Annotated in this window: 18 protein-coding genes; 6 read left to right on the top strand and 12 right to left on the bottom strand. The window is 69.6% G+C overall.

Translation table 11 applies throughout. From position 1 onward, the window contains the following. Positions 1–385 precede the first annotated feature (385 nt). The gene (lnt, locus tag QHF85_RS14490; RefSeq protein ID WP_281327755.1) at positions 386–2,098 is read right to left on the bottom strand and encodes an apolipoprotein N-acyltransferase; all 1,713 of its coding nucleotides are present in this window, start codon (positions 2,096–2,098) and stop codon (positions 386–388) included. Between the two features lie 3 nt (positions 2,099–2,101). After that, positions 2,102–2,632, bottom strand: coding sequence for a peptidylprolyl isomerase (locus QHF85_RS14485; RefSeq protein ID WP_281327754.1), 531 nt, complete (start codon positions 2,630–2,632; stop codon positions 2,102–2,104). 90 nt (positions 2,633–2,722) lie between these two features. Between QHF85_RS14485 and QHF85_RS14480 the strand changes: the two genes are divergently transcribed. After that, entirely contained in the window at positions 2,723–3,964 is a 1,242-nt protein-coding gene (locus QHF85_RS14480; RefSeq protein ID WP_281327753.1) for a hybrid sensor histidine kinase/response regulator, read from the top strand. Then, positions 3,961–5,130 (top strand): cysteine desulfurase family protein, encoded by a 1,170-nt coding sequence (locus QHF85_RS14475; protein ID WP_281327752.1) that lies wholly within the window; start codon positions 3,961–3,963, stop codon positions 5,128–5,130. The genes QHF85_RS14480 and QHF85_RS14475 overlap by 4 nt, the downstream gene beginning before the upstream one ends. Before the next feature lie 332 nt (positions 5,131–5,462). On the opposite strand, the gene QHF85_RS14470 is transcribed toward QHF85_RS14475, so the two are convergent. The 4 genes from QHF85_RS14470 to QHF85_RS14455 form a co-directional block, all read right to left on the bottom strand. Beyond that, on the bottom strand, positions 5,463–6,638 hold the full coding sequence (locus QHF85_RS14470) for a hypothetical protein (RefSeq protein ID WP_281327751.1): 1,176 nt from the start codon (positions 6,636–6,638) through the stop codon (positions 5,463–5,465). A 316-nt stretch (positions 6,639–6,954) separates the two neighbouring features. Then, on the bottom strand, positions 6,955–7,680 hold the full coding sequence (rlmB, locus tag QHF85_RS14465; RefSeq protein ID WP_281327750.1) for a 23S rRNA (guanosine(2251)-2'-O)-methyltransferase RlmB: 726 nt from the start codon (positions 7,678–7,680) through the stop codon (positions 6,955–6,957). Next, entirely contained in the window at positions 7,677–8,483 is an 807-nt protein-coding gene (gene pyrF, locus QHF85_RS14460) for an orotidine-5'-phosphate decarboxylase (protein ID WP_281327749.1), read from the bottom strand. The genes rlmB and pyrF overlap by 4 nt, the downstream gene beginning before the upstream one ends. A gap of 64 nt (positions 8,484–8,547) precedes the next feature. After that, a complete protein-coding gene (locus QHF85_RS14455) occupies positions 8,548–9,300 on the bottom strand; it encodes a hypothetical protein (RefSeq protein ID WP_281327748.1) in 753 nt (250 codons plus the stop codon). Between the two features lie 371 nt (positions 9,301–9,671). Here QHF85_RS14455 and QHF85_RS14450 point away from each other — a divergent pair, with 371 nt between their 5' ends. Next, positions 9,672–9,887, top strand: a complete 216-nt coding sequence (locus QHF85_RS14450; RefSeq protein ID WP_281327747.1) for a biotin/lipoyl-binding carrier protein — start codon at positions 9,672–9,674, stop codon at positions 9,885–9,887. 12 nt (positions 9,888–9,899) lie between these two features. On the opposite strand, the gene QHF85_RS14445 is transcribed toward QHF85_RS14450, so the two are convergent. After that, positions 9,900–10,925, bottom strand: a complete 1,026-nt coding sequence (locus QHF85_RS14445) for an MlaD family protein (RefSeq protein WP_281327746.1) — start codon at positions 10,923–10,925, stop codon at positions 9,900–9,902. Between the two features lie 71 nt (positions 10,926–10,996). On the opposite strand from QHF85_RS14445, the gene QHF85_RS14440 reads away from it, so the two are divergent. After that, entirely contained in the window at positions 10,997–11,737 is a 741-nt protein-coding gene (locus tag QHF85_RS14440; RefSeq protein ID WP_281327745.1) for an ATP-binding cassette domain-containing protein, read from the top strand. 111 nt (positions 11,738–11,848) lie between these two features. Here QHF85_RS14440 and QHF85_RS14435 read toward each other — a convergent pair whose 3' ends face one another. The 4 genes from QHF85_RS14435 to QHF85_RS14420 are packed head-to-tail and all read right to left on the bottom strand — an operon-like array spanning position 11,849 to position 16,620. Further along, positions 11,849–12,700 (bottom strand): ABC transporter permease, encoded by an 852-nt coding sequence (locus tag QHF85_RS14435; RefSeq protein ID WP_281327744.1) that lies wholly within the window; start codon positions 12,698–12,700, stop codon positions 11,849–11,851. Positions 12,701–12,706: 6 nt separating this feature from the next. Next, positions 12,707–13,525 carry an ABC transporter permease gene (locus QHF85_RS14430; protein WP_281327743.1) on the bottom strand — a complete coding sequence of 273 codons (819 nt, stop codon included), beginning with the start codon at positions 13,523–13,525 and terminating at the stop codon, positions 12,707–12,709. Positions 13,526–13,564: 39 nt separating this feature from the next. Beyond that, a complete protein-coding gene (locus tag QHF85_RS14425) occupies positions 13,565–15,454 on the bottom strand; it encodes a DUF4091 domain-containing protein (protein WP_281327742.1) in 1,890 nt (629 codons plus the stop codon). Beyond that, positions 15,451–16,620 carry a glycosyltransferase gene (locus QHF85_RS14420; RefSeq protein ID WP_281327741.1) on the bottom strand — a complete coding sequence of 390 codons (1,170 nt, stop codon included), beginning with the start codon at positions 16,618–16,620 and terminating at the stop codon, positions 15,451–15,453. The genes QHF85_RS14425 and QHF85_RS14420 overlap by 4 nt, the downstream gene beginning before the upstream one ends. Before the next feature lie 264 nt (positions 16,621–16,884). Here QHF85_RS14420 and QHF85_RS14415 point away from each other — a divergent pair, with 264 nt between their 5' ends. Together QHF85_RS14415 and QHF85_RS14410 are read left to right on the top strand one after the other, a co-directional pair. Beyond that, the gene (locus QHF85_RS14415) at positions 16,885–17,961 is read left to right on the top strand and encodes a glycosyltransferase family 2 protein (RefSeq protein ID WP_281327740.1); all 1,077 of its coding nucleotides are present in this window, start codon (positions 16,885–16,887) and stop codon (positions 17,959–17,961) included. Positions 17,962–17,993: 32 nt separating this feature from the next. After that, complete coding sequence (locus QHF85_RS14410; protein WP_281327739.1) at positions 17,994–19,373, top strand: hypothetical protein; 1,380 nt, start codon at positions 17,994–17,996, stop codon at positions 19,371–19,373. Positions 19,374–19,442: 69 nt separating this feature from the next. Here QHF85_RS14410 and QHF85_RS14405 read toward each other — a convergent pair whose 3' ends face one another. Beyond that, positions 19,443–20,813, bottom strand: a complete 1,371-nt coding sequence (locus tag QHF85_RS14405; RefSeq protein WP_281327738.1) for a TIGR03013 family XrtA/PEP-CTERM system glycosyltransferase — start codon at positions 20,811–20,813, stop codon at positions 19,443–19,445. Positions 20,814–20,994 lie beyond the last annotated feature (181 nt).

Raw genomic sequence — 20,994 nt, 5'->3', positions numbered from 1 at the left:
CGGGCCCCGCGGGGGCTGTTCGCCCCTCGACCCGAACCAGGGCAAGCCCTGGACCTCTGGGCATCGACTGCGCGAAGCGCAGTCGATGCGGGGAAAGTTTTTCAAGCTGTCCGCCCCCTCTCTGCAGGGCAAGCCCTGGACCTCAGGGGGAAGAACTGCGCGATGCGCAGTTCTTCCCACAGGCCGTCGCTGTACCGCGTCGGCAGTTGAAGCATCAGCGCGGCTGTCTCGGTTGGCAGGGTCGCTCGTGGTCTTGAATCGGCCCGTTCGATGAACTGCGCGGAGCGCAGTTCATCGACCACGAGTCCAGCGCTTGCGCTGGTCCAGGTCCAGGAGCGGACAGCTCCTGGTGGGGCCTGGGGCAAAGCCCCAGCGAAACGCAGCCCTACGCGGCGACGTTCTTCCCTGAAGGCACGGCCCGCTTTGGCCGGCTCCAGATGCCCATCGCTGCGATCGCTGCGGTTGCGAGGTACCACGGCACGTCGCCGATCGCGCCGTAGAGCGTCCATGCTCGCATGAAGCGGCCTTCGCCGATGATCGTCTCCTCGCGGAAGGTGCCTCCGTGGGCGACGACGCGGCCGGTTGCGTCGACGATGGCGCTCACGCCGCTGTTCGTTGCGCGCACGAGGAAGCGACGGTGCTCGACGGCGCGTAGCTTTGCGAGGGCGAGGTGGATCCAGGGCTCGGTCGAGTCGCCGAACCATGCGTCGTTCGTGAGGTTGACGAGCAGATCGGGATCGCCGTGCTTCACGAGTTTCTGCACGAAGGAGGGCAGGATGTCCTCGTAGCAGATGAGTGCGCCGATCTTGTGCTCGCCCCAGGGGAGTGCGTCGAGGGACGTGCCCGGGGTGAAGTGGCCCGAGTTTGGCGACCACTTGTAGAGCACAGGGAACAGGTCGCCGAAGGGCAGGTACTCGCCGAAGGCGAGCAGGTACTGCTTGTCGTAGCGGCCGAGGATCTTGCCTTCGTCGCCGGCCATGAGCGCTGTGTTGAAGTACGTCATCCGGCCGCCCGGCGTGCTTGGCGGCGTGCGCAGCACCGAGCCCACGATCGTCGGGATGCCGAGCTGCTTCGTGAGGCTCTTCTGGACGTCGTCCTTGTAGCTCGCTTCGGTGACTGCGCGCGGGGCGGGGACGGCGCCTTCGCTCCACACCACGAGGTCGACTTCCTTCGACTTCGCGAGGTCCTTCGTGCGGTTCACGTAGACCTGGTAGGCGTTCTTCCGATCGAAGAGGCCCATGTTCCCCTGCACGATCCCGATGCGCACCTTCTTCGCCTCGGCCATCGTCTGGCCGATCGTACGGACCCGTTGGACTCCGTAGCCGGCCGCGAGCAGCGGGACGGCGATGCCGATCGCGACGACGCGGCTATCCGCCTTCTCCTTCCTGCGCCAGGCGAGGATGATCTCGGCGAGGCCGAGGTTCGCGCAGACGAGCACGAGGCCGACGAGGATCGGTCCGCCGAGATCGGCGATCTGCAGGAGCAGGGGCGCGTTGTGCACCGACGCGCCGAAGTACCAGGGGAAGAGCAGCGGGAAGACGAGCTCGCTCGCGGCGAAGGCGAGCGCGAAGACGAGCGGCGCCGGCCATCCGCGCGCCTCGGCGCGGCCGTAGAGCCAGCCGGCGAGCGCGATGCGACCGCCCTGGTAGGCGCAGAGGATCGCCATGAAGAGCATGCACAGCGGCACCGGGAAACCGCTGAAGACCTTCAGCATCTCCATGAGCCAGTAGAAGCCGGTCATCGTCATCGTGAAGCCGGCCATCCACCCGAGGCCTGCGGCGCGCCGCACGGGCTGGCCGCGCAGCGCCACGATCAGCGGCACGAGCGCGACGAGCGAGATCGGCCAGATGTCCATGCCCGGAAAGCCGAGGAAGTAGAGCACGCCGCTCAGCATCGCGAGCGCGTACGCCTGCCGCGCCGGAAGCGCGCCCACGGGGCTCCACGCCTTGGCGTCGCCCTTCGATGTCGCCTTCGCTTTGCGCTTCGCCTTCGTGGCTGTGCCCTTGGCTTCGCCTTCGGGCGCGCTTGCCTCGTTGGCCTCGGCGCCCTTCGCGACGTCCTCCGCGATCGGGTCTTGCGTCGCCTCCCCTTCAGACATGGGTCACCTGGTCCGCTTGATGATGTGGTAGCCCTGGGCCGTCTCGACGACGTCCGAGATCGCGCCGACCTCCATGGCGAAGGTCGCGTCTGCGAACGCGGGCGGCATCGCGTTGCGTTCGAAGTTGCCGATGGCGCCGTTCGCGGCCTTCGAGATCTCGTCGTCGGTGTACTTCGTGACGAGCTCCTCGAACGTCTGCTTGCCGTCCTTCACGAGCTTGTGCACTTCCTGGGCGCGCTTTTTCGCGTCGTCCTTCGTGCGCGTCACCGTCTTCGGCGCGCGCTCGGCGCCCTTCCAGGCGACGAGGATGTGCGCGGCCCCTGCGATCTGCCGTTCCGCCGTGGGCGCTGGCGCGGGCGCCTCGGCGGCGGAGGGCGCGAGGGCCGCGAGGGGCCCGAGGGATGTTACGGCCGAGGGCGAGGGGGCGGCGGCGCTGCCGATCGGTGCTGCGTTCTGGCTCGGATCGGAGCTGGCGTTGCAGCAAGCGGTGGCCACGAAGAGGAGCACGATGTTCGGGAGGAGACGCAGGCGCATGGCCGGCACGTATTGCCGACGTCCGGCCGGCCGTCAACCTGCGCGTTTGCTGCGAAAGGTCGCCGAGGCCTTGGTACGATGACCCAGAGAATGCCCCGAATCCTGCACATCGAGGACGATCCCGCGAACCGCCTGCTCGTGCGCAAGCTTCTTCAGAAGGCAGGCCACGAGGTGATCGACGCTGCCGACGGGCTCGAGGGCGTCCGGCTGGCGGTCAGCGGCATGCCGCCCGACCTCATCCTGGTCGACCTCAACATCCCGGGCCTCGACGGGTTCGAGGTGACCTTGCGGCTGCGCGGCGAGCCTCGGCTCGCGGGCGTGCCCATCGTGGCCATCACGGCCGAGGGCGACCGCGAGACGAGCCTCGCCGTCGGCTGCGACGGCTTCCTGCAGAAGCCCATCGACGCCCGCTCGTTTCCGAGCGTGATCGAGCGCTACATCCAGCAAGGCACGCGCGAGAACATGCCCGTCTCGGCCGGCGCCGTTCGCCTGCGCCAGCAGAGCCAGCGGATCGTGCAGCACCTCGAAGAGAAGGTCGCCGAGCTCAGCCGGGCGAACGCGCGCCTACGTGAGGCCGACGCCGCCCGCACCGAGTTCTACCGGAACATCTCGCACGAGCTTGCCACGCCGATGACCCCGATCGTCGGTTACGTAAAACTCCTGCTCGACGAGGAGCTCGGGCCGCTGACGCGGGCGCAGGGCAAGGCGCTGCGGGCGATGGACGACTGCGTCCGGCGGCTGCGATCGCTCATGGACAACCTGCTCGACGTGACGGGGCTCGAGACGGGGCGCATGCGCTTCATCCACGTCGACTACGACTTCCTCGACACGACGCGGCGCGCCGTCGCGCAGGTCGCGGACAACCTCGCGGATACACGGATCCACCTCGTGGAAGATCTTCCGCGCGGCCCGCTCCCCGGCTGGGGCGACGCGGGGAGGCTTCAGCGCGCGATGGTGCATCTCCTGGAGAACGCCGCGAAGTTCACGCCGTCCGGCGGCACCGTGGGCGTGCGCGTGGCGCGCCTCGCGTCGGGGCACTACGAGCTTTGCGTGGCAGACACCGGGCCGGGCATCCCGCCCGATCAGCAGCAGCGCATCTTCGATCCGTTCTACCAGGTCGACGGATCGGTCACGCGCGAGCACGGGGGCGTGGGCGTGGGGCTCGCGATCGCGCGGCGTACGGCCCGCGGCCTCGGCGGCGAGCTCAAGCTCGCTTCGCCGTGCAACGAGATCATCGAGGGCGTTCGCCTCGGTGGCGCGGCGTTTTCCCTGACGGTCGCGCAACGCGCGCCGGGCGAGCTGCCGTCGCCGGATGCGGAGAAGGATCGGTGAGGGTCGTCTACCTCGACTGGAACGCGACGACGCCGCCGCATCCGGACGTCGTTGCCGCGATGGTCGAGGCGGCGACCTCGGCGTGGGGCAACCCGGCGAGCGTGCACGGGCCGGGCCGGCGGGCACGGTCGCGCGTCGAGGACGCGCGCGAGGCGGTCGCCGCGCTCGTGGGGCTCGACCCGCGTGACGCCGTGCTCACGTCGGGCGGCACCGAGGCGAACAACCTCGCGCTGCACCATGCGTTCGTCGGGGCGGGCGGCGGATCGCCTCCGCCGGCGCTCGTCGTGGGCCGCATCGAGCATCCGAGCGTCGTTCGGTTCGCCGAGCACCTCGCCGCGCGTGGGGTCCTCGTCGCGTGGGTGGATCCCGAGCCCTCGGGGCGGATCGCGCCCGAGGCCGTCGCCGAGGCGATGGATCGCGCTGCGCAGGCCGGGGCCTCCGTGCGGCTCGTCGCGCTCCAGGCCGTCAACCACGAGACCGGCGTGATCCAGCCCGTCGCGGCCGTCGCGGCGCTCTGTCGATCGCGCGGGGCGCTCCTTCACGTCGACGCGGTGCAGGCCGTGGGCAAGCTGCCGCGCTCGACCTTCGAGGGCGCGGACCTCGTCAGCGTGGCCTCGCACAAGATCCGGGGACCGAAGGGCATCGGCGCGCTGCTCACGGCGCCGTCGGTGCGCCTCTCCCGACTTCTGTACGGCGGCTCTCAGGAACGCGGGCTCAGGCCGGGCACGCAGGATCCAGTCGCGGCCGCGGGGTTCGCCGTGGCGGCCGAGCGGGCGCGACGCACGCCTTCCCGGTACGCCGAGCTCGCGCCGCTCCGGGATCGTCTCCAGGCCGAGCTCGTCCGGCTGGGCCACGAGGCGGGGGCCGAGCCTCTGCCCAACGGCGTGGCCGAGCGCGCGCCCCACGTGACGAACCTCTCGTTTCCGAACTGGCGGGGCGAGGAGCTCTGCGCGGCGCTCGACCTCGAGCGGGTGGCCGTCTCCAGCGGGTCGGCTTGCAGCGCGGGCACGGCCGAGCCTTCGCCGGTGCTCGCGGCGATGGTGGGCGAGGCGCGCGCGCTCGCGGCGGTGCGGGTCTCGCTCGGCGAGGAGACCACCGCGGACGACGTCGACGAGGCCCTCGCGCGCTTCGCCCGCGTCCTCGGACGCACCCGCCCCGCCACCTGAACGTTCGTCCTGCCGACCGGCGCACATTCGCGTGTGCTGTACGGGTTCGTCCTCCCAAACCCGATGTACGCGACCTCTCTTCGAGCTGGTTCCCGGAAGAACCGGATCGATATCGCGCGCTTGGCGGCCGGCAGACCTTCCTTCGTGTATCGCCTGAACTATCTCGGCGAAATGAGAGAAGTTTCTCCGAGCGACATGTCCAAGTGCGCGAATTTGATCAACAATTCGGCGATCTTCCGGCGCGCGAGGGTCATTCGCTTGAAACGAACGACGAACCCGCTTTCCTGGCCGCTCGTTCAGTTAAATTCGGTGGTGAAGTAGTGCTTTGAAGGTTACTCGCTAAGTGATCGGAAGTACTCGTTTATTTCTGAACACGTAAACTGGTACACACATCGCTCCGCGGCGGCGCCATAAGGGCCCACGCCCGGCGCGTCGACAGGCCCGTCCCCGCTCCGCCAGCCGTGGAGGCGGGCGGTGGGGTCGGCTCGGAGCGGCAGCGGGAGAAAAGGCCTGATCGTGTGCGCGGCCGCAATCGCCGTGGGCACGAGGATGGCGAGCAGCATGGCAAGTCGCGCGCGCCGGGCCAAATCCTTACCGGTTCGAGCGCACGCGACGACGAGGATCAAAGCAGAAGGCGCATACCAGTTCGGCTCGGGAGGCACAGCCCGCGCGAGGGCCGAGGCCGCGACGAGGGCCGTCATGAGCAGGACGACGGCGCGGTCGGCCAGCGGCGCCGTGCGGAGGGCGCGGGCGCCATGGAAGAGGGTCCAGGGCGTCCACAGGAGCGCCTGAGCGAGCGCAGCCGCAGCGAGGGCCCCAAGGGCGCCGAGGAGCGTGAACGAGGGCGCCTGCTGGGCGTAGGCGTGCCGGAGCTGGAAGCCAAGGCTCGGCGCGAGGAGCGGAGCAGCAAAGGCGAGGGGCGCGAGGGCGAGGAGGCGCTCCCCAAGGCGGCGTCGCGCAGCCAGGACGACGATGAGCGGGAAGAGGGGCAGGACGACCACCTTGGCGAGCGCCCCCGCGGCCCCCACGAGCCCAACGCCGAGCGCAACGGCGAGCCGGCGTGGGAGGGGCGCAGCATCCACGTCGGGCGCAGGCTCGGCCCAGAGCAAGGCCAGCACGAGGGCGAGCAGAGCCGGTCCATCCGGCGTGGCCACGAAGCCACCCGCGACCGGGAGGAGCGCGAAGCTCGACAGCAAGGCCGCGAGGCTCTGCCCCGAAGCATCCGCGCCCCGACGGCGCGCGAGCGCCACCGTGGCGATCGAGAGCCCAAGCGAAAACACGAACGGAACGAGCCGTACCCGAAGCTCGACGGGCCAGCCCGTGAGCCGATCGACAAGCCGGAGCAAGACCGGGACGAGCGGCGGGTGGTCGACGAGCGGAGGCACGAAGCCCGGCGCACGCGCCGCCGCGAGGTAATACGCCTCATCCGGGGAAAGATCCGTCCCAAGCGCAAGCGCGAGCCGAAGCGGCACGGCCGCGAGGACGATGAGCGCCCAGGTCGCTTTCACGGCAGCGTAGCGCCGGGGTTTCACCCCGGACCCGACCAGGGGTTGTCCACCCCTGGACCCGGACCAGGGCAAGCCCTGGACGCGGGGCGACAGCGCGCGATGCGCGCTGTCGACAGGGAAGATGTCGCCAGCAGGTACGGCAGCGCCGCGGTCTCAGCTGGCGAGCCCGTCGCAGGTCTTGCCACAGGCCCGTTCGATGAACTGCGCGGAGCGCAGTTCATCGACCCCCGGTCCAGGCCGCGCTTGGTCCGGGGTGCAGGGGGCGGACAGCCCCCTGCTGGGGTGCGGGGCAAAGCCCCGCGCACGCGCATCCTGCTCAGGCTTGCACCTGCCGCTGGCGGAGGACCTCGTAGAGGGCGAGTGCGCCTGCGACCGAGGCGTTGAGCGAGCCGATCGGCCCTGCCATCGGCAAGCGCGCGATGTGCTGGCATGCGCGGAGCACGGGCTTGCGTGCGCCTTTGTCCTCGGCGCCGATCACGATCGCCACGGGGCCCCGCAGATCGATCGCGCCGAGCGTCGTGGGTCCCTGCGCGTCGAGCGCGATCACCGTGACGCCGCGATCTGCGAGGGAGCGCAGTGCCTCCGGCAAGGACGAAACACGGCAGAGCGTGGCGTGCTCGATGGCGCCTGCGGAGGCGCGGAACATGGCGGGCGAGAGCGGCGCGGAGCTGTGCTCGGGCCAGACGATCCCTGTGGCTCCGAGCGCGACGGCGCTGCGCACGATCGCCCCGAAGTTCTGTGGGTCCATGATCCCGTCGAGCGCGACGACGATGGACGTCGGCTCGATCGCGAGCTGATCCACGCCGCGGATCCTGAGGTCTGGTGCGACGGCGACCACGCCTTGGTGCCTGCCGCCGCCGGTGCGACGATCGAGCTCGGCGCGGGGCGCGGTCTCGACGCGGATGCCGCGGCCTTCGGCGAAGCGGCCGACGGCCTGGATCTTGGGGCTCCCGCCTTGCTCCACGACGACGCGTTCGAGGGCGTCGCCGTGCACGCGCACGGCTTCGCGGACGGGCTGGAGACCATACACGAGTCGGGTCATACATTCCTCGCGGCGAGCGCGCCGTCGATCTCGGCCACGACCACGCGTGCAGCGTCGAGCGGGCTTGCCGCGTCGCGGATCGGTCGCCCGACCACGAGCAGGTCCGCCCCGGCTGCGATCGCCTGCGCGGGCGTCGTGATCCGCTTTTGATCCCCGGCCGCGCTGCCTGCCGGCCGGATTCCTGGGGTGACGAGCAGCGCCTCTGGGCCGAGCGCGCTCCGGAGCGCTTGCGCCTCCGAGGCCGATGCGACGAAACCTCGCACGCCCGCGTCCCATGCGAGCCGCGCGACCCGCTCTGCTTGCGCTGCGGGCGTTGCGGACAAACCGAGCGCTTCGAGATCCGCGGCGTCGAGCGAGGTCAACACCGTCACCGCGAGGATCGTGAGGGGCGCGCTTGCCCGCGCGGCCTCTTCGGCTGCGCGTTCGAGCATCGCGCGGCCGCCGTGCGCGTGCACCGTCAGGTACCGGACGCCGAGCGAGGCTGCGCTTTGCACGGCGCGGCCCACGGTCTCTGGGATGTCGTGCAGCTTCAGATCGAGAAAAACGTCCCGGCCGAGATCATGGCAGGCTGCGATCGCGGCGGGCCCTTCGCGCACGAAGAGCTCGAGGCCTACCTTGAGCACGCCGACGGACGGAGCGACGACGCGTGCGCCGGCCCGGGCTTCGTCGAGCGAGCCGTAGTCGAGCGGGAAGACGAGCCGCCTCGTCGCGTCGTTCATCGTCGGTTCGTCGGTGTCATGAGGGGAGGGGGCCTCGGCGCTGGGCGAAGGGTCCGGGGCCGTCTCGGGAGCCGTGTGCTTCATGCGTTTGCACCTTTGCGATGCAAACGGCGGCCCGCGTCGGGATCGCGCGGGCCGCTCGCCTTTCTCAGAGGCAGCTGCAGAGCGGATCGCCGGGCGCGCAGTTGCAGGGCTTGGCTGCGCCGCCGCCCGCCGCCGGACGACCACCGCCGCCGCCGGGCTTCTTGGCCGCGTCCTGCTTCGCCTTTTCTTCCTCGAGCTGCTTCTGCAGGGCGAGGCGCGTCGCCTCGTCCTTCGCGCTCGTCAGCTGGCTGAGCAGGCTGTCGATCTTCTGCTGCTGCTCTTTCGCCTGCTGCTCGGCCTTCTTGCGCTCTTCCTCGGCCTGCCGCGCTTGATCGGCGAGGGCCTGGCGCTCCTGCTCGGCCTTCTGGCTCTGGTTGATGATGATGCCGGCCGTGGCGCCGCCGATCACGACGACCGCCGCGACCACGCCGTAGAGCGTCTTGCGCAGCTTCTTCTTCGACTCGTCGTGCTGCAGCTCGGCGAGCTTGCGCTCGTGCTGCTGCTGCGCGTTCATCGCCTCGAGGCGCGCCTTCTGCTCGGCCTCGACGCGGGCCTTCTCGACCTCGGCCTGGCGGATCGCTTCGAGACGCGCGGCCTCTTCGCGGGCCTTGCGCTCTTCCAGGGCCCTGCGCTCGTCCTCGGCCCGGATGCGCGCTTCTTCTTCCTCGCGCTTCCGGCGCTCGTCGTCGAGCCGGGCTCGTTCTGCGGCGGCCGCAGCGGCGGCCTTCGCATCCTCCTCCTGCTTGATACGGTCCTCCTCGAGGTTCATGAGCTCCTTGAGGGAGAACAGGACCGAGCTTTCCTTCTGTTCGGACATGCGTCGTGGCTCCTTCGAAAGCAGCGCGCTCGCCGTTCGCCCCGGGGGAGGACCGCCGCGCTTCCACAGCACGACCGCACCTTTCCGAGGACACCCGCCAATGTGAGAGTACCGCGGCGCCTGTCGGTATCAACTCCTCAAGATGCCTGTCAATTGGGTGGAGTCGATTCTTTTCCGCAGGGCCCGTCCCGCCCCGGAATTTCGTCCCGGAAGACGGGTGAACTCCGTGCCGGAGGGCCCCAATCTGCGTTTTCCCGCTTGACGGCCGCGCCGTTTTTGGGATCAGCCGCGGCCCCGCGCGTGGGGCGCACGCGAGGACCGGTTCGTCCTCGCTTCCCATCGCGACGGACCTCCGCTAGCGTCGCCGCCCCATGGCAAAGGTCATCAAGGCGCACATCACGGGCAACGTCTGGAAGATCGAGGTCAAGGTCGGCGACGCGGTCGAAGAAGGCACCACCGTCGCGATCCTCGAGTCGATGAAGATGGAGATGCCCGTCGAGGCCGAGGACGAAGGCGTCATCACGAAGGTCCTCGCGGCGGAGGGCCAGGCCGTGAAGGAAGGCGAGCCGCTCTTCGAGTTCGAGTGAGGAAGCGCGAGGTTACTCGCGCCAGAAGAACTTCCAGGGGTTGTGCTTGAGGTCGCGCACGAGCTCCTGGAGATCGTCGTAGAGCTGCTCGTCCATCACGAGCGCGCCCACCGTGCCCTTGCCACGCCGCACGCTCGAGGCGATCGCCTGCGCGTCCTGGGTGATGCCCTTCGTGTTCCGGGCGATCTCGGCGAGGTCGCCGATCGCCTGCCGGATCTTCGCCTGCTCGCCCTCGCCGCCCACGGTCTCGCTCACGCGCTTGACGTTGGCGAGCGTGACCTTCGCGTCCGCGAGCAAGGGCGGCGCGTCCTGCGCGAGCGCGCCCGTCGTCTTGTCCACGTTCGCGAGGATGCGATCGATCTGCGGGTTCTCGACGTACTTCTGCTTGGCCTCGCGCACGGTGTCCTGCGTGTCCACCGTGATCTGCTCGACGTTCGCCGCGATGCGATCGAGCCGTTCGCCGTTCTTGTCGAAGAAATCCCCGGTGCCCTTCAGCGTGCGCGACAGGCCGTTCAGCGCAGTGCCGATCTCGTCCTTGTTGCCCGAGAGCGCGTTCACCGTCGTGTCGAGCAGGTCGTAGGCCTTGGCGATCAGCATGTCGAGCCGCGGCGGATCGAGGCCCCGCACGATCGCATTCTCCGCGAGCACCGGCCGATCCCCGGACCCCGGATCGAGCGCGAGGAACTGCTCCCCGAGCACGCTCGACGACGTCACGTAAAAGACCGCGTTGTCACGTACGCTCGGCTGATACCGCTTCTCGACCTCGACCTTCACACGCACGAGCGGATCGCGTTTGCCCGCCCCGCCCGGCGCCTCTCCACCGCGGAACTGTATTTCGGTAATTTTTCCAACCTTGACCCCAGCGATCTTTACAGGAGCGCCACCCTGCAGGCCGCCGGGGTTGTCGAAGTCGACGAAGAGGGCATACGTGGGCTGGAAGTTGATGCCGCCCATGACGAGGATGAACACCGCGAGGAGAACGGTGGCCGTCAGGATCAGGATGCCGACCTTGACTTCGATCGATCGCGGGCTCGCCATGTGTCCACTATGCACGATGTCCAGCGGCAAACCCAGACCCGCGTAGCATCGCGCACGCGGCCCACTGCGTCATGATTTCCTTCCGCCACCTCGCCAAGTCCTTCGGGACGAAGAAGGTCATCGAGGACGTCAGCTTCGACGTTCAAGACGGGGAAGTTTTTTTCATCATCGGTCAATCGGGCGTCGGCAAGAGCGTGCTCATCAAGCACCTCGTGGGCCTGCTCTACCCGGACGCGGGCGAGATCTGGCTCGACGGCGAGGAGATCAGCCGCTTCGACGAGGAGCAGATGTACCCCGTGCGCATGAAGTGCGCGATGGTCTTCCAGCACTCGACGCTCTTCGACTCGATGACCTGCGCCGAGAACGTCGCGCTGCCGCTGCGCAAGCACAAAGGTTTGAAGCCAAAGGAAGCGCTCGCCGAGGCGCGAGAGCGGCTCGATCAGGTGCACATGCGCGAGTTCGCCGATCGCTTCCCTCCCGAACTCGGCGACGGCATGCGCAAGCGCGTGGCCATCGCACGCGCGCTCACGCTCGACCCGCGCTACGTGCTCTTCGACGAGCCGACGACGAGCCTCGATCCCGTGAGCGCGCGGCGCGTGGACAAACTCATCCGCGAGCTCAGCGACACGCTCGGCGTGACGAGCATCGTCGTGAGCCACGACCTCGTGAGCATCTTCTCGATCGCCGATCGGATCGTGATGCTCTACAAGGGGTTTGTCCGTCTCATCGGAAGCCCGGACGACTTCAAGGCCTCGAGCGACGCGATCATCCAGCAGTTCATCAACGGCCGCGCCGAGGGCCCCATAGAATGATTTTAGGGCAGGGGGAGCCCTCGATGGGGCTCCCCCTACGGCCCTCACTCCGCGTTGCTTCGTTCGGACCTACCCGGCGTCTGGGCTGCTGGCTTGTTCTGACAGCGCGAGCTAGGGACCCAGGAGCACGTAGCCAGCCGCGGAGAGGATCAGATCGAGCACGATCACCGCGAGCGAGGCGTTCACGACGGCACGCGTGGTCGCCCAGCCGACGCCCTCGCTGCCGCCGTGCGTGGTGAGCCCCGAGTGGCCCGCGACGACCGGGATCGCGGCGCCGTAGGCCAGGCACTTCGCCAGGCCCACCACGAGGTCGCCCGTGTCGACGAGGTGCAGGTTGAAGAACGTCCGCGGGTTGACATCGAACATCATGTACGCGGTGAGCATGCCCGTCAGCATCGCGACGCCCGCCGCCCAGATGACGAGGCAGATCGTCATGGCGAGGCTCGCGAGGAACCGCGGTTTGATGAGGTAGTCGATCGGGTCGGCCGCGCACATGCGCAGCGCGTCGACCTGCTCGGTGACGACCATCGAGCCGATCTCGGCCGCGATGCCCGCGCCGACGCGCGTGGCGAGCATGAGCGCGCTGATCGTGGCCGCGAGATCACGGACGAGCAGCTCCAGGTACGAGGCGCCGACCATGCTGAACTCGGGCAGGATGCGCTTCACCTGAAGGCCACCCTGGAGGACCAGGATCATCCCGATGAAGCCCATCACCACGGTCAAGAAGACGACCGAGCGGTTGCCGATCTCGAACATCTGCCGCACGACCGCGCCGAAGTCCGGACGGCCGCGGACGCAGTAGTAGAGCGTCCGGATGAACACCGAGGCGATCTCGAGGCCCATGCCCACGAAGTGGATCGCCTGCGCGCCGATCACGGCGGCGATCGACGTGTCCGGCGCCTCCGCGGCCTGATCGATGCCACTCGGCGGCGCGGGCTCGTCCTGGGTGTTCGCCGCGCTCACGTGCCCTCAGTCCAGCGTGAAGGAGACGAAGTAGTCGAGGACGAAGATGCCCGCGGCCGAGGCCACGACGGTCGCGTTCACGGCCCGGCCGACGCCCGGCGCGCCGCCCTTCACGCCGAGCCCGTACTGGCAGCTCGACAGCGCGATCACGACGCCGAAGACGATGCTTTTCACGAGACCACTCGTGACGTCGCTCAGGCCGAGCAGGCCGCTCGTGAGGCCGTTGTAAAACGTCTTCGGATCGACGCCGAGCAGGCCGAGGCCCCCGTACGCGGCGCCGAGCAGCGCGAGCGTGTCGGCGAAGATCGTGGACAGGAAGAGCGTGGTCACCATCGCGATGAAGCGCGGCGCGATCAGGAACGCGATGGGATCGATCGCGAGCACGCGCAGGGCGTCGATCTGCTCGGTGACGACCATGGTGCCGAGCTCGGCGGTGTTGTTCGCGCCGACGCGGCCGTTGATCATGAGCGCCGTGAGCAGCGGCGCGATCTCGCGCAGGATGCCGAAGCCCGCGCCCCAGCCGAGCAGGCCCTGCGCGCCGAGGCGCACGACGAGCGGAGCTGCCTGGATGACCATGATCGCGCCCGTGAAGAGCGCCGTGACGATCACGATGGGGATCGATTTCACGCCCATCCGGTAGAGGTTCCGGAGGGTCTCGGCGCGATCGATGCGGAAGGTGACGATCCTCCGCAGGATCTGGTAGCCGAGCAGGCCCATGCCGCCGACGGTGGCCGCCGCGCCGAGAAAACCGCCGCCGATCTCCTCGAGGAGCCCCACGTCGGAAGGCGGAGGCGCAGTCGCGGACGGTGGTTTCTTCGGGGGCATTCGCGAGGGCGAGCTTACCCCAGGCCGCACGGCTGCGGATCACGAAGCACGGCGTCGCGCGCGCCCGACGAGCCACCCGGCGAGGGGCGCGGCGACGACGAGCAGGGTGGCGATGGCCACGAGGAGGCCGTTTTTGCCGCGAAACATGGGACATCGCGACGTTTGACGCGCTGCGCGACCCGCGTCGAGGACGACCGCGGTCTGGCGAGGATCGAGGCGCCCGCCCTCCGGTAGGAGCGCGCGGAGGGCCTCGCGCGCGGCCGTGTACGCAGCCGCGTCCGTGGGAAACGGCGTGGCTTCATCGAGGTCGACCTCGTCGAGCGCGCGGGGCAGGAGGCGCGCGGTGATCGCGTCGGCCTCGGCCGGATGTGCGCTCCGCGCGAGCGCAAGGTAGCCCGCGTCCTGGATGCCGCGGCGGAGGAGCTTCAGCCGGATCGAGGGGAAGACGCCGTCGAAGCCAGCCGAGTGGTGCGTGAAGCGGCGGGTCTGTTTGCCCGGGTAGACGAGGACGCCGTCGCCGAGCGCGCTGTCGCCGTCGTCGTTGTGGAAGGTCTCGGCGACGACGAAGGGATCGATCGGGCCACGGCCGCCGCGATTGCCGTCGTTCCAGAACGTCGTCTCCCAGAGGAACCAGCGGCCCGTGGGCCGCGTGGCCGCGATCCAGGCGTCCACGAGCAAGCTCGTGGCCGGCGCGTCGAGCATGAGCGGGCCCGAGTGCGGGAGCCTTCCGTTGTAGACCCACACGTCGCGGCCTCGATCTCGGGCGCCGCGCGCGGCGTCTTGCTGGAAGGTCTGCGAAGGCTGAAGGACGAGGTCGACGTTCTGATGGCGCGGATCCTCGCCGCAGGAGTGCGCCACGCGGAGCCGCTTCTGCACGGGCGATCGCGCGAGGAGCGAGCGCCACGTGGGGCCACGCGGGCTCTCGCACTGCTCGTCGATCGCGTAGAGGAAGACGTCCTCGACCGCCTCCGGGATCTTCGGGACGATCGCCTCGATCGCGCGGAGTTTGTCGGGGTGCGGATCCCCGAGCGTGCCGTAGGCGCCGAGGGTGACCGCGGCCTGCGGGACACCTTCTCCGGGGCCCTCGTAGCCATGTTCTTTTGTGTACCAAGCACCCGTGAGCGCGGGGCGGAGGCGCTCGAGGTCGGCCTCGCTGCGGATCGAGCCGAGCGCGTCGACGTGGTGCCGGTGGAGGAGCTGGAAGAGCTGCTCCTCGGCAGGTTCGAGGGCGCCGATGCGCTCGACGAGGTTTTTCACATCGTAGAACGCGAGGAAGCTCGTGGCGCGGTAGGGGAGCTCGGCGCTGGCGACGTCGAGGACCACGGGCAAACGCGAGAGCGCGCCGCCCGCATGCGCGATGACGATCTCGGTCGTGACGCGGCCGGGCGGTGTGCTCGTGGGGACCTCGACGTCGATCCAGATCGCGCCGCGCGATCGGGGCTGGATCCGCAGCGGGTAGGGGAGCCACGATGGCGCGCGCTCCACGGGGACGAGGGCGTCGGGCACGGCGCCGAGCACGTCCTCGTCCGGAGGTCGTGACGAAGGGGTCCAGCCGAGCGACTCGCCCGCTTGTCGATCGTTGCGCGATCGCGCGGTGATCTCGACGTAGGACTCGACGAAACGATCGACACGGATCGGCGCGCGCGGCGGCGCGATGTCCACGGTGACGCCGTCGAGCGGCGCGTCGCCGGCCTCGAGGATCACCTGGAGCGCGATCACCTCGCCGCGAAGCGCCGCGAGCTCGATCGCGCGATCCCCGCCGCCGAGCGCATGTCCCCGCGTGATCGCTCGATCGAGATCGGGACCTTCGCGCCGCACGCGCGCGCCGTCGTCCACCACGACGACGCGTGGTCCTTCGGCCGCCGCCACGTCCGCGAGGAGCAGGAGCGCGAAGGCCGACGCAGCGCCCAGCGTGCTCGCGCGCTTCATGCGTGCACCGACCTCGCGCGCACGAGCGCCGCGAGCAGGGCCTCGGCGCTTCGATCCCAGCCCGGCGGTGCCGCGCGCGTGAGCTCGTCCTCGTCCCACGCGCGGCTCGTCGCGCGCTCGATCGCCGCCGCGAGCGCAGCCGCGTCGCGCGCAGGCACGAGCAAGCCCGTGCGCTCGTGCGCGACGACGTCCGGGATGCCGCCCACGCGCGTCGCGACGACAGGGCGTCCCGCGGCGAGCGCTTCGAGCACCACGTTGGGCGTGCCCTCGTGAAAGCTCGGGAGCACGAGCGCGTCGGAGGCGGCGAGATGACGCGCAACGAGCTCCGCGGGACACGCGCCGGCGACGAGGAGCGGCAAGCCCGCGTCGCGCTTCTCTTCGAGCGTCTTGCGAAGCGAGCCATCCCCGACGAGCGTGACGGTGAACCGACCCGGCGCGCGCGCTTCGAGCGACGCGAGCGCGTCGCAGAGCTCGTGCAGTCCCTTCTCCGGTTCGAGCCTCCCGACGTAGACGAGCACCTTCGAACGCGCATCGAGCCCGAGCGCGGCGCGCGCCTCGGCGCGGCTCCGCGGCTGGAAGAGCGCGCGATCGACGCCGTTCGGTACGAACGTCACGCGATCGCGCGGCGCGCCGAGCTCTTCGAGGGCGCCAAGCATCGGGCGGCTCACGCCGATCACCGCGCCCGCGCGGCGCAGCGTCCCGTGCACGAGGGCGCGTACCGAGGGCCAGCGCGCGATCACGTCCACGTCGGTGCCGTGCGCCTTCACGGCGTACGGCAGGTCGAGGGCGCGGGCGAGGTGCTGCGCGGCCCACGCGTCGGGGAAGAGGAACGCGCCGAGCACGACGTCGAAGCGGCGTCGCAGCGCGGCGAGGTGCGGCACGAGGCCCGCGAGGTAGAGCGGGCCGTTCACGGCGGAGAGCCATGGACCGGCGAGCGGCAGGTACGGCGCGCGCGGGTGCACCACGGGGAGGCCGTCGATCGTGTCCTCCGTGGGCACGCGGCAGAGCCTTCCGACCCGGGCGCGCTCGCCGAGGAGCGAGGCGCCCGGCACCCACGGCACGACGCCGAGCACCTCGACGTCCGCGAGGCGCGCGAGCGCGGCGAGCTGCCTGCGCTGGAAGGGGCACGCGAGCGGCTCCACCCGATTCGGGAAGATCCGCGTCACGGCGAGGACACGCAGTCGCTCGCCTCCAACGGAAGAAAAATGGGTTGTCGGGAGCAACGCACCCAGCATTGCATGCTCATTCGGGTTCGCAACGCGCATGTTCGTGAACACGGATTCGCTGCATGGGCCCGCCCGGGGCACCCTGCAATCGGACTCGGATTTCGCCCGATTGAAAAAGGGTCGCGATGTGGGATGCTGGCCGCGTCGTGGTCTGGGGCGGACGCTCGGCGAGGCGGGCGTCCCGTGGCTTTTCGGGGGCTTTGGATGGATGATTGGGGACCCGAGTCGGGGCGCGGCGGCGTGATCCTTCGGACGCTCGCCGAACGTCCCTTCTGTTCGATCGTGATTCCTTGTTACAATGAAGAGGAGCACGTCGAGCGGGTCGTACGGGCGGCGGCGGAACAACGATATCCGGCCGATCGCCTGGAGATCTTCGTCGTCGACGGTCGCTCCCTCGATCGGACGCGCGAAATCGTGCTCGCGCTCGCGGCCGAGGATCCCCGGATCATCCTGCTCGACAACCCCCAGCGCCTCCAGGCCGCGGCCCTGAACATGGCGATCAAGCGGTCGCGCGGGGACGTGATCGTCCGCATGGACGCCCACGCCGATTACGATCCCGGATACGTCGCCGCGTCCGTCGTGGCGCTCCGGCGGACGGGGGCGCTCAACGTGGGCGGCGCCATGCGGCCCCGAGGAAAAACCAGGTTTCAGAAGGCGCTCTGCGCGGCGCTCCGGAGCCCGCTCGGCGTGGGCGGATCGGCGTCGCGTGATCCCGAGCGCGAGGGATACGTGGAGAGCGTGTGGTGCGGGGCCTTCCGCCGCGAGGCCTTCGAGCTCGCGGGCCTCTTCGACCCGGACGCGCGGACGAACGAGGACGCGGAGCTGAACCAGCGGATCCTCGAGCGCGGCGGGCGCATTTATCAATCGCGCGACATCGTGGGGCATTATTATCCCCGCTCGACGTTCCGCGGCTTGTTCCAGCAATATTTCAATTACGGCATGGGGCGCGCGCGGACGATCTTGCGGCGAGGGATGCCGCCTTCGGTCCGGCCCCTGATCCCCTTCACGACGCTGGTCACGTTCACCGTGCTCGCGGTCCTCACGACGTTTTATCCGCCGGCGAAGCCCGCGCTCGGCGCGGCCGCGTCCGTGTATGCGCTGGCCCTTCTCGCCGCGGCGGCGTGGGCGTCGCGTCGCGTGGAGGGGCGACCGGTGTTTCTCGTGGCGGCGATGTTTCCCGTGATGCACCTCGCGCACGGGCTCGGCTTCGCGGTCGGCCTCGCGCGACATGCGCAGTCGCCGCTGCGGGACGCGGATCCGGAGCGGCTGACGGCCCGATAAAGCGTCGTACGGCCCGAAAAAAGAGGAGGCGCATGCTGGGCGTTTTCCCCGCGGGAGGGCTCGCCGTCACCGACACGACGGCGGCGGTCACGGTCGAGCAAAGCGCGGTCACGGGCATCACGCCCGGCGGCGGATATGGCCTCGCGCTGACGAGCGTGGACGGGGCCGTGCGTGTCGTCTCCCGTGCCGCACGCTCGGGGTTTTTGCTCGATCTTTCCGGGCGTTACGGGCGAGCGCTCGCGGCGACGGAGGGCGCGATGTCCCCCGAGGACATCGCGGGTACGGCCGTGACGCGGCTCGATTTCGTGATTTCACCCCGCACGGCATTCTCGTTCTCCGCGGACGGGCTCCTCGCCTCGCGGCTCGGGCTCCGCGCCACGAACGATCTGACGGCGCGGGATCCTTTTCTCCAGGGGAGGGTCATTTACACGATCGGCAGCCGTCTCGGGTTTTCCGCGACCCTGTCGCCGCGGTCGTCTGCGCGTTTCGAGGCCGGATACACGCAAGCGGGCGCCGTCGCCGCGGATCACCCCGACGCGGTGGGTCTCGATAGCCACGCGGTGCAGGGGAGCGCGACGTTTTCGTGGCTCGCGGGCCGTCGCTTCCGTCTCGGGCCCATCGTGCGTGGGAGCTACACCCATTTCGAGCACGCGCTGCTCGACGTCGACCTCACGCGGGGGCCCGCGGACATCTCCACCGTCTCGGGCCTCGCCTCCGCGACATTCGAGATTTCCAGGCAGATCCGCGGCTCTGCGGCGTTCGGAATGACCGTTGCGAGCCCGCCGACGTTCCTGAAGGACGAGTCGTCCGGGGTGATCGCGCCGGACGCGCGGATCGACGCTCGTTATGCCGGGCGTGGATACGGGGTTGTCGGGACGTACAGTTTTTCGTACTCGTCGCTCGGCCCGCGGATCGGGTTCGGGGCGCAACACGGCGCGGGGCTCGAGCTCTGGACCCGGCCGCGCGGGGGGCGGGATTTTCGGAGCGTGATCGCCCGCGGGATCCTGCGTTTTCGCCACGGAGAAGCGCCGCTCGCGACGCAGCCGCGGCTCGGGTTGCCGGCAGGGACGCCGCTGCCCACGGGAAAGTTCGTGACGACGGCGGTGGCCGCGGGCGGATCGCTCGGATTGCCGCTCGCGACGGGGATTCTGCTGACGGGCGGGGTCGATCTGGAGCTCATTTCGATGCGCTTCGAGCCGGACCCGACGGGCGCGTCGGCGCCGACGTTCCGGACGATGGTGACCGTGGCGGTCTCGGCGATCGGCTCGACGGATCCGATGCGTCGGGTGCCGCGCGATCCGGATCTGCAGGACCAGGACGCGCGGCCCGCGGTCCTCGACGACGAAGAGGCGCGCGCGGCGGGGCAAAAGGCGACGAAGGAGGAGGACGAGGATAGCTTTTACGAGGATTGACGAGCGTCTTCGCAAGTGAAACCGGGGAGGCGGGGCGAGGTGCCCGCCTCCCCGTTCGTTTTTGTGAAATCAGCGCGATCCAATCCGGAGCAGCACGACCTTGATCGTGTCGAGCAGGATCGACAGGTCGAACCAGACGGAGAGCGTCTTGATGTAGAAGAGGTCGTGCTGGAGCTTTTCGAGCTGGTCCTCGGTCGTGGCGCCGTAATGGTAGCGGACCTGCGCGTATCCGGTGAGGCCGGGCTTGACGAAGAGGCGCTGCCGGAAGAAGGGAATCGCCTTTTCGAGCTCCTCGGTGAAGCTCGGGCGCTCGGGGCGCGGGCCGACGAGGCTCATGTCGCCGGCGAGCACGTTCCAGAGCTGCGGGAGCTCGTCGAGCCGGCTCCTGCGAATGAAGCGGCCCACGCGCGTCACGCGCGGGTCGTCCTCCGACGCCCAGCGCGCCTTTCCGTCGGCCTCCGCGTCCGTGCGCATCGAGCGAAACTTGTAAATGGTGAAGGGCTGGCCGAACACGCCGCTCCGCACCTGCGAATAAAGGATCGGGCCCGCAGAATCGAGCTTGATCGCGATCGCCGTGAGCAGCATCAGCGGCGCCGCGAGCACGAGGCCGATGGAGGCGCAGACGACGTCGAGCAGGCGTTTTCCGACGAGCGTGCGCTTCGCGACGTGGAAGCCGTGCGCGAAGACGAGCTGGCTCGGGCGCAGCTCACGGACGAAGATTTTGCCCGTGATGCGCTCGTAAAACTCCACGCCTTCCTCGACCTCGACGCCCCGGAATTTGAGCTCGAGCAGGGCATCGATGGGCAATTTGCCCCGGCGATCCGCGGCGCAGACGATGATGTGCCGGACGCCGTGCTCCGCGGTGATGCGCGGCAATTCGTCGTAGGTGCCGAGCACGTCGGGGGCGGCGCGGCCCGGATCGCCCTCCTGCACGAGGCGGCCGACGAAACGCATGCCGCCGGTGTCGTGGGTCCGGGCGCCGGTGATCACGGCGTCGGCGAGCGGCCCGGAGCCGAGGACCAGCGTCCGCTTGCAGAGGCGATCACTCGCCGCGACCCGCGCGAGTCCGGTGCGAAAGACGGGCAAGACGAGCCCGCCGGCCACAAGCCCAAGGGCGACGGCGCCGAAGCGCTCGTCCGCGTCGACCGAAAAACCCTGGAAGAGCAGCCAGAGCAGGAGCGCCGCGACGCTGAGGGCACGCGCGACTTTCCAGGTCAGGGGGCCGAGGTCGCGAACGGGCGAAGGTCCGTAAAGGCCGTGATAATAAAGCGACGCCTGCGCCACGAGCGTGATCGCCGCGGCGTCGAGCACGCGCGAGAGCGTGACGACGCCGCGATACCCCTCGATCGCCGCCGCCCCCGCGCAGACGAGCGATACGAGCAGGCCAGCCTCGACGAACCATACAATGGCACGACGACGCGACCGAAATAGCTCGAGCATGCTGCCCCCCCAGCAACGGCAGGGCGCACACGCATCCGACGCCTGCGCGTCGCGCCCCCCCGTCGACGCTTGGGGGCTACGCCCCCAAACCCCCGCTGATGCATGGAGGCCACGCCCGGACACGCCGAACGAGGCCTCCATACTCCCGGGATCCTCCCCGGCGATGCTGTGTGACAGAGCT

The organism is Polyangium sp. 6x1 (genome assembly GCF_029946515.1).
Taxonomy (GTDB): Bacteria; Myxococcota_A; Polyangia; order Polyangiales; family Polyangiaceae; genus Polyangium.
Note: the sequence above shows the minus strand (reverse complement) of the source record. Positions and strands in the feature narration are given on the sequence as shown.

What these genes read in the sequence shown, in the direction of transcription:
- lnt (WP_281327755.1), bottom strand. Translation starts at nt 2,098, where the DNA reads ATGTCTGAAGGGGAGGCGACGCAAGACCCGATCGCGGAGGACGTCGCG.
- QHF85_RS14485 (WP_281327754.1), bottom strand. Translation starts at nt 2,632, where the DNA reads ATGCGCCTGCGTCTCCTCCCGAACATCGTGCTCCTCTTCGTGGCCACC.
- QHF85_RS14480 (WP_281327753.1), top strand. Translation starts at nt 2,723, where the DNA reads ATGCCCCGAATCCTGCACATCGAGGACGATCCCGCGAACCGCCTGCTC.
- rlmB (WP_281327750.1), bottom strand. Translation starts at nt 7,680, where the DNA reads ATGACCCGACTCGTGTATGGTCTCCAGCCCGTCCGCGAAGCCGTGCGC.
- pyrF (WP_281327749.1), bottom strand. Translation starts at nt 8,483, where the DNA reads ATGAAGCACACGGCTCCCGAGACGGCCCCGGACCCTTCGCCCAGCGCC.
- QHF85_RS14455 (WP_281327748.1), bottom strand. Translation starts at nt 9,300, where the DNA reads ATGTCCGAACAGAAGGAAAGCTCGGTCCTGTTCTCCCTCAAGGAGCTC.
- QHF85_RS14450 (WP_281327747.1), top strand. Translation starts at nt 9,672, where the DNA reads ATGGCAAAGGTCATCAAGGCGCACATCACGGGCAACGTCTGGAAGATC.
- QHF85_RS14445 (WP_281327746.1), bottom strand. Translation starts at nt 10,925, where the DNA reads ATGGCGAGCCCGCGATCGATCGAAGTCAAGGTCGGCATCCTGATCCTG.
- QHF85_RS14440 (WP_281327745.1), top strand. Translation starts at nt 10,997, where the DNA reads ATGATTTCCTTCCGCCACCTCGCCAAGTCCTTCGGGACGAAGAAGGTC.
- QHF85_RS14430 (WP_281327743.1), bottom strand. Translation starts at nt 13,525, where the DNA reads ATGCCCCCGAAGAAACCACCGTCCGCGACTGCGCCTCCGCCTTCCGAC.
- QHF85_RS14425 (WP_281327742.1), bottom strand. Translation starts at nt 15,454, where the DNA reads ATGAAGCGCGCGAGCACGCTGGGCGCTGCGTCGGCCTTCGCGCTCCTG.
- QHF85_RS14415 (WP_281327740.1), top strand. Translation starts at nt 16,885, where the DNA reads ATGGATGATTGGGGACCCGAGTCGGGGCGCGGCGGCGTGATCCTTCGG.
- QHF85_RS14410 (WP_281327739.1), top strand. Translation starts at nt 17,994, where the DNA reads ATGCTGGGCGTTTTCCCCGCGGGAGGGCTCGCCGTCACCGACACGACG.
- QHF85_RS14405 (WP_281327738.1), bottom strand. Translation starts at nt 20,813, where the DNA reads ATGCTCGAGCTATTTCGGTCGCGTCGTCGTGCCATTGTATGGTTCGTC.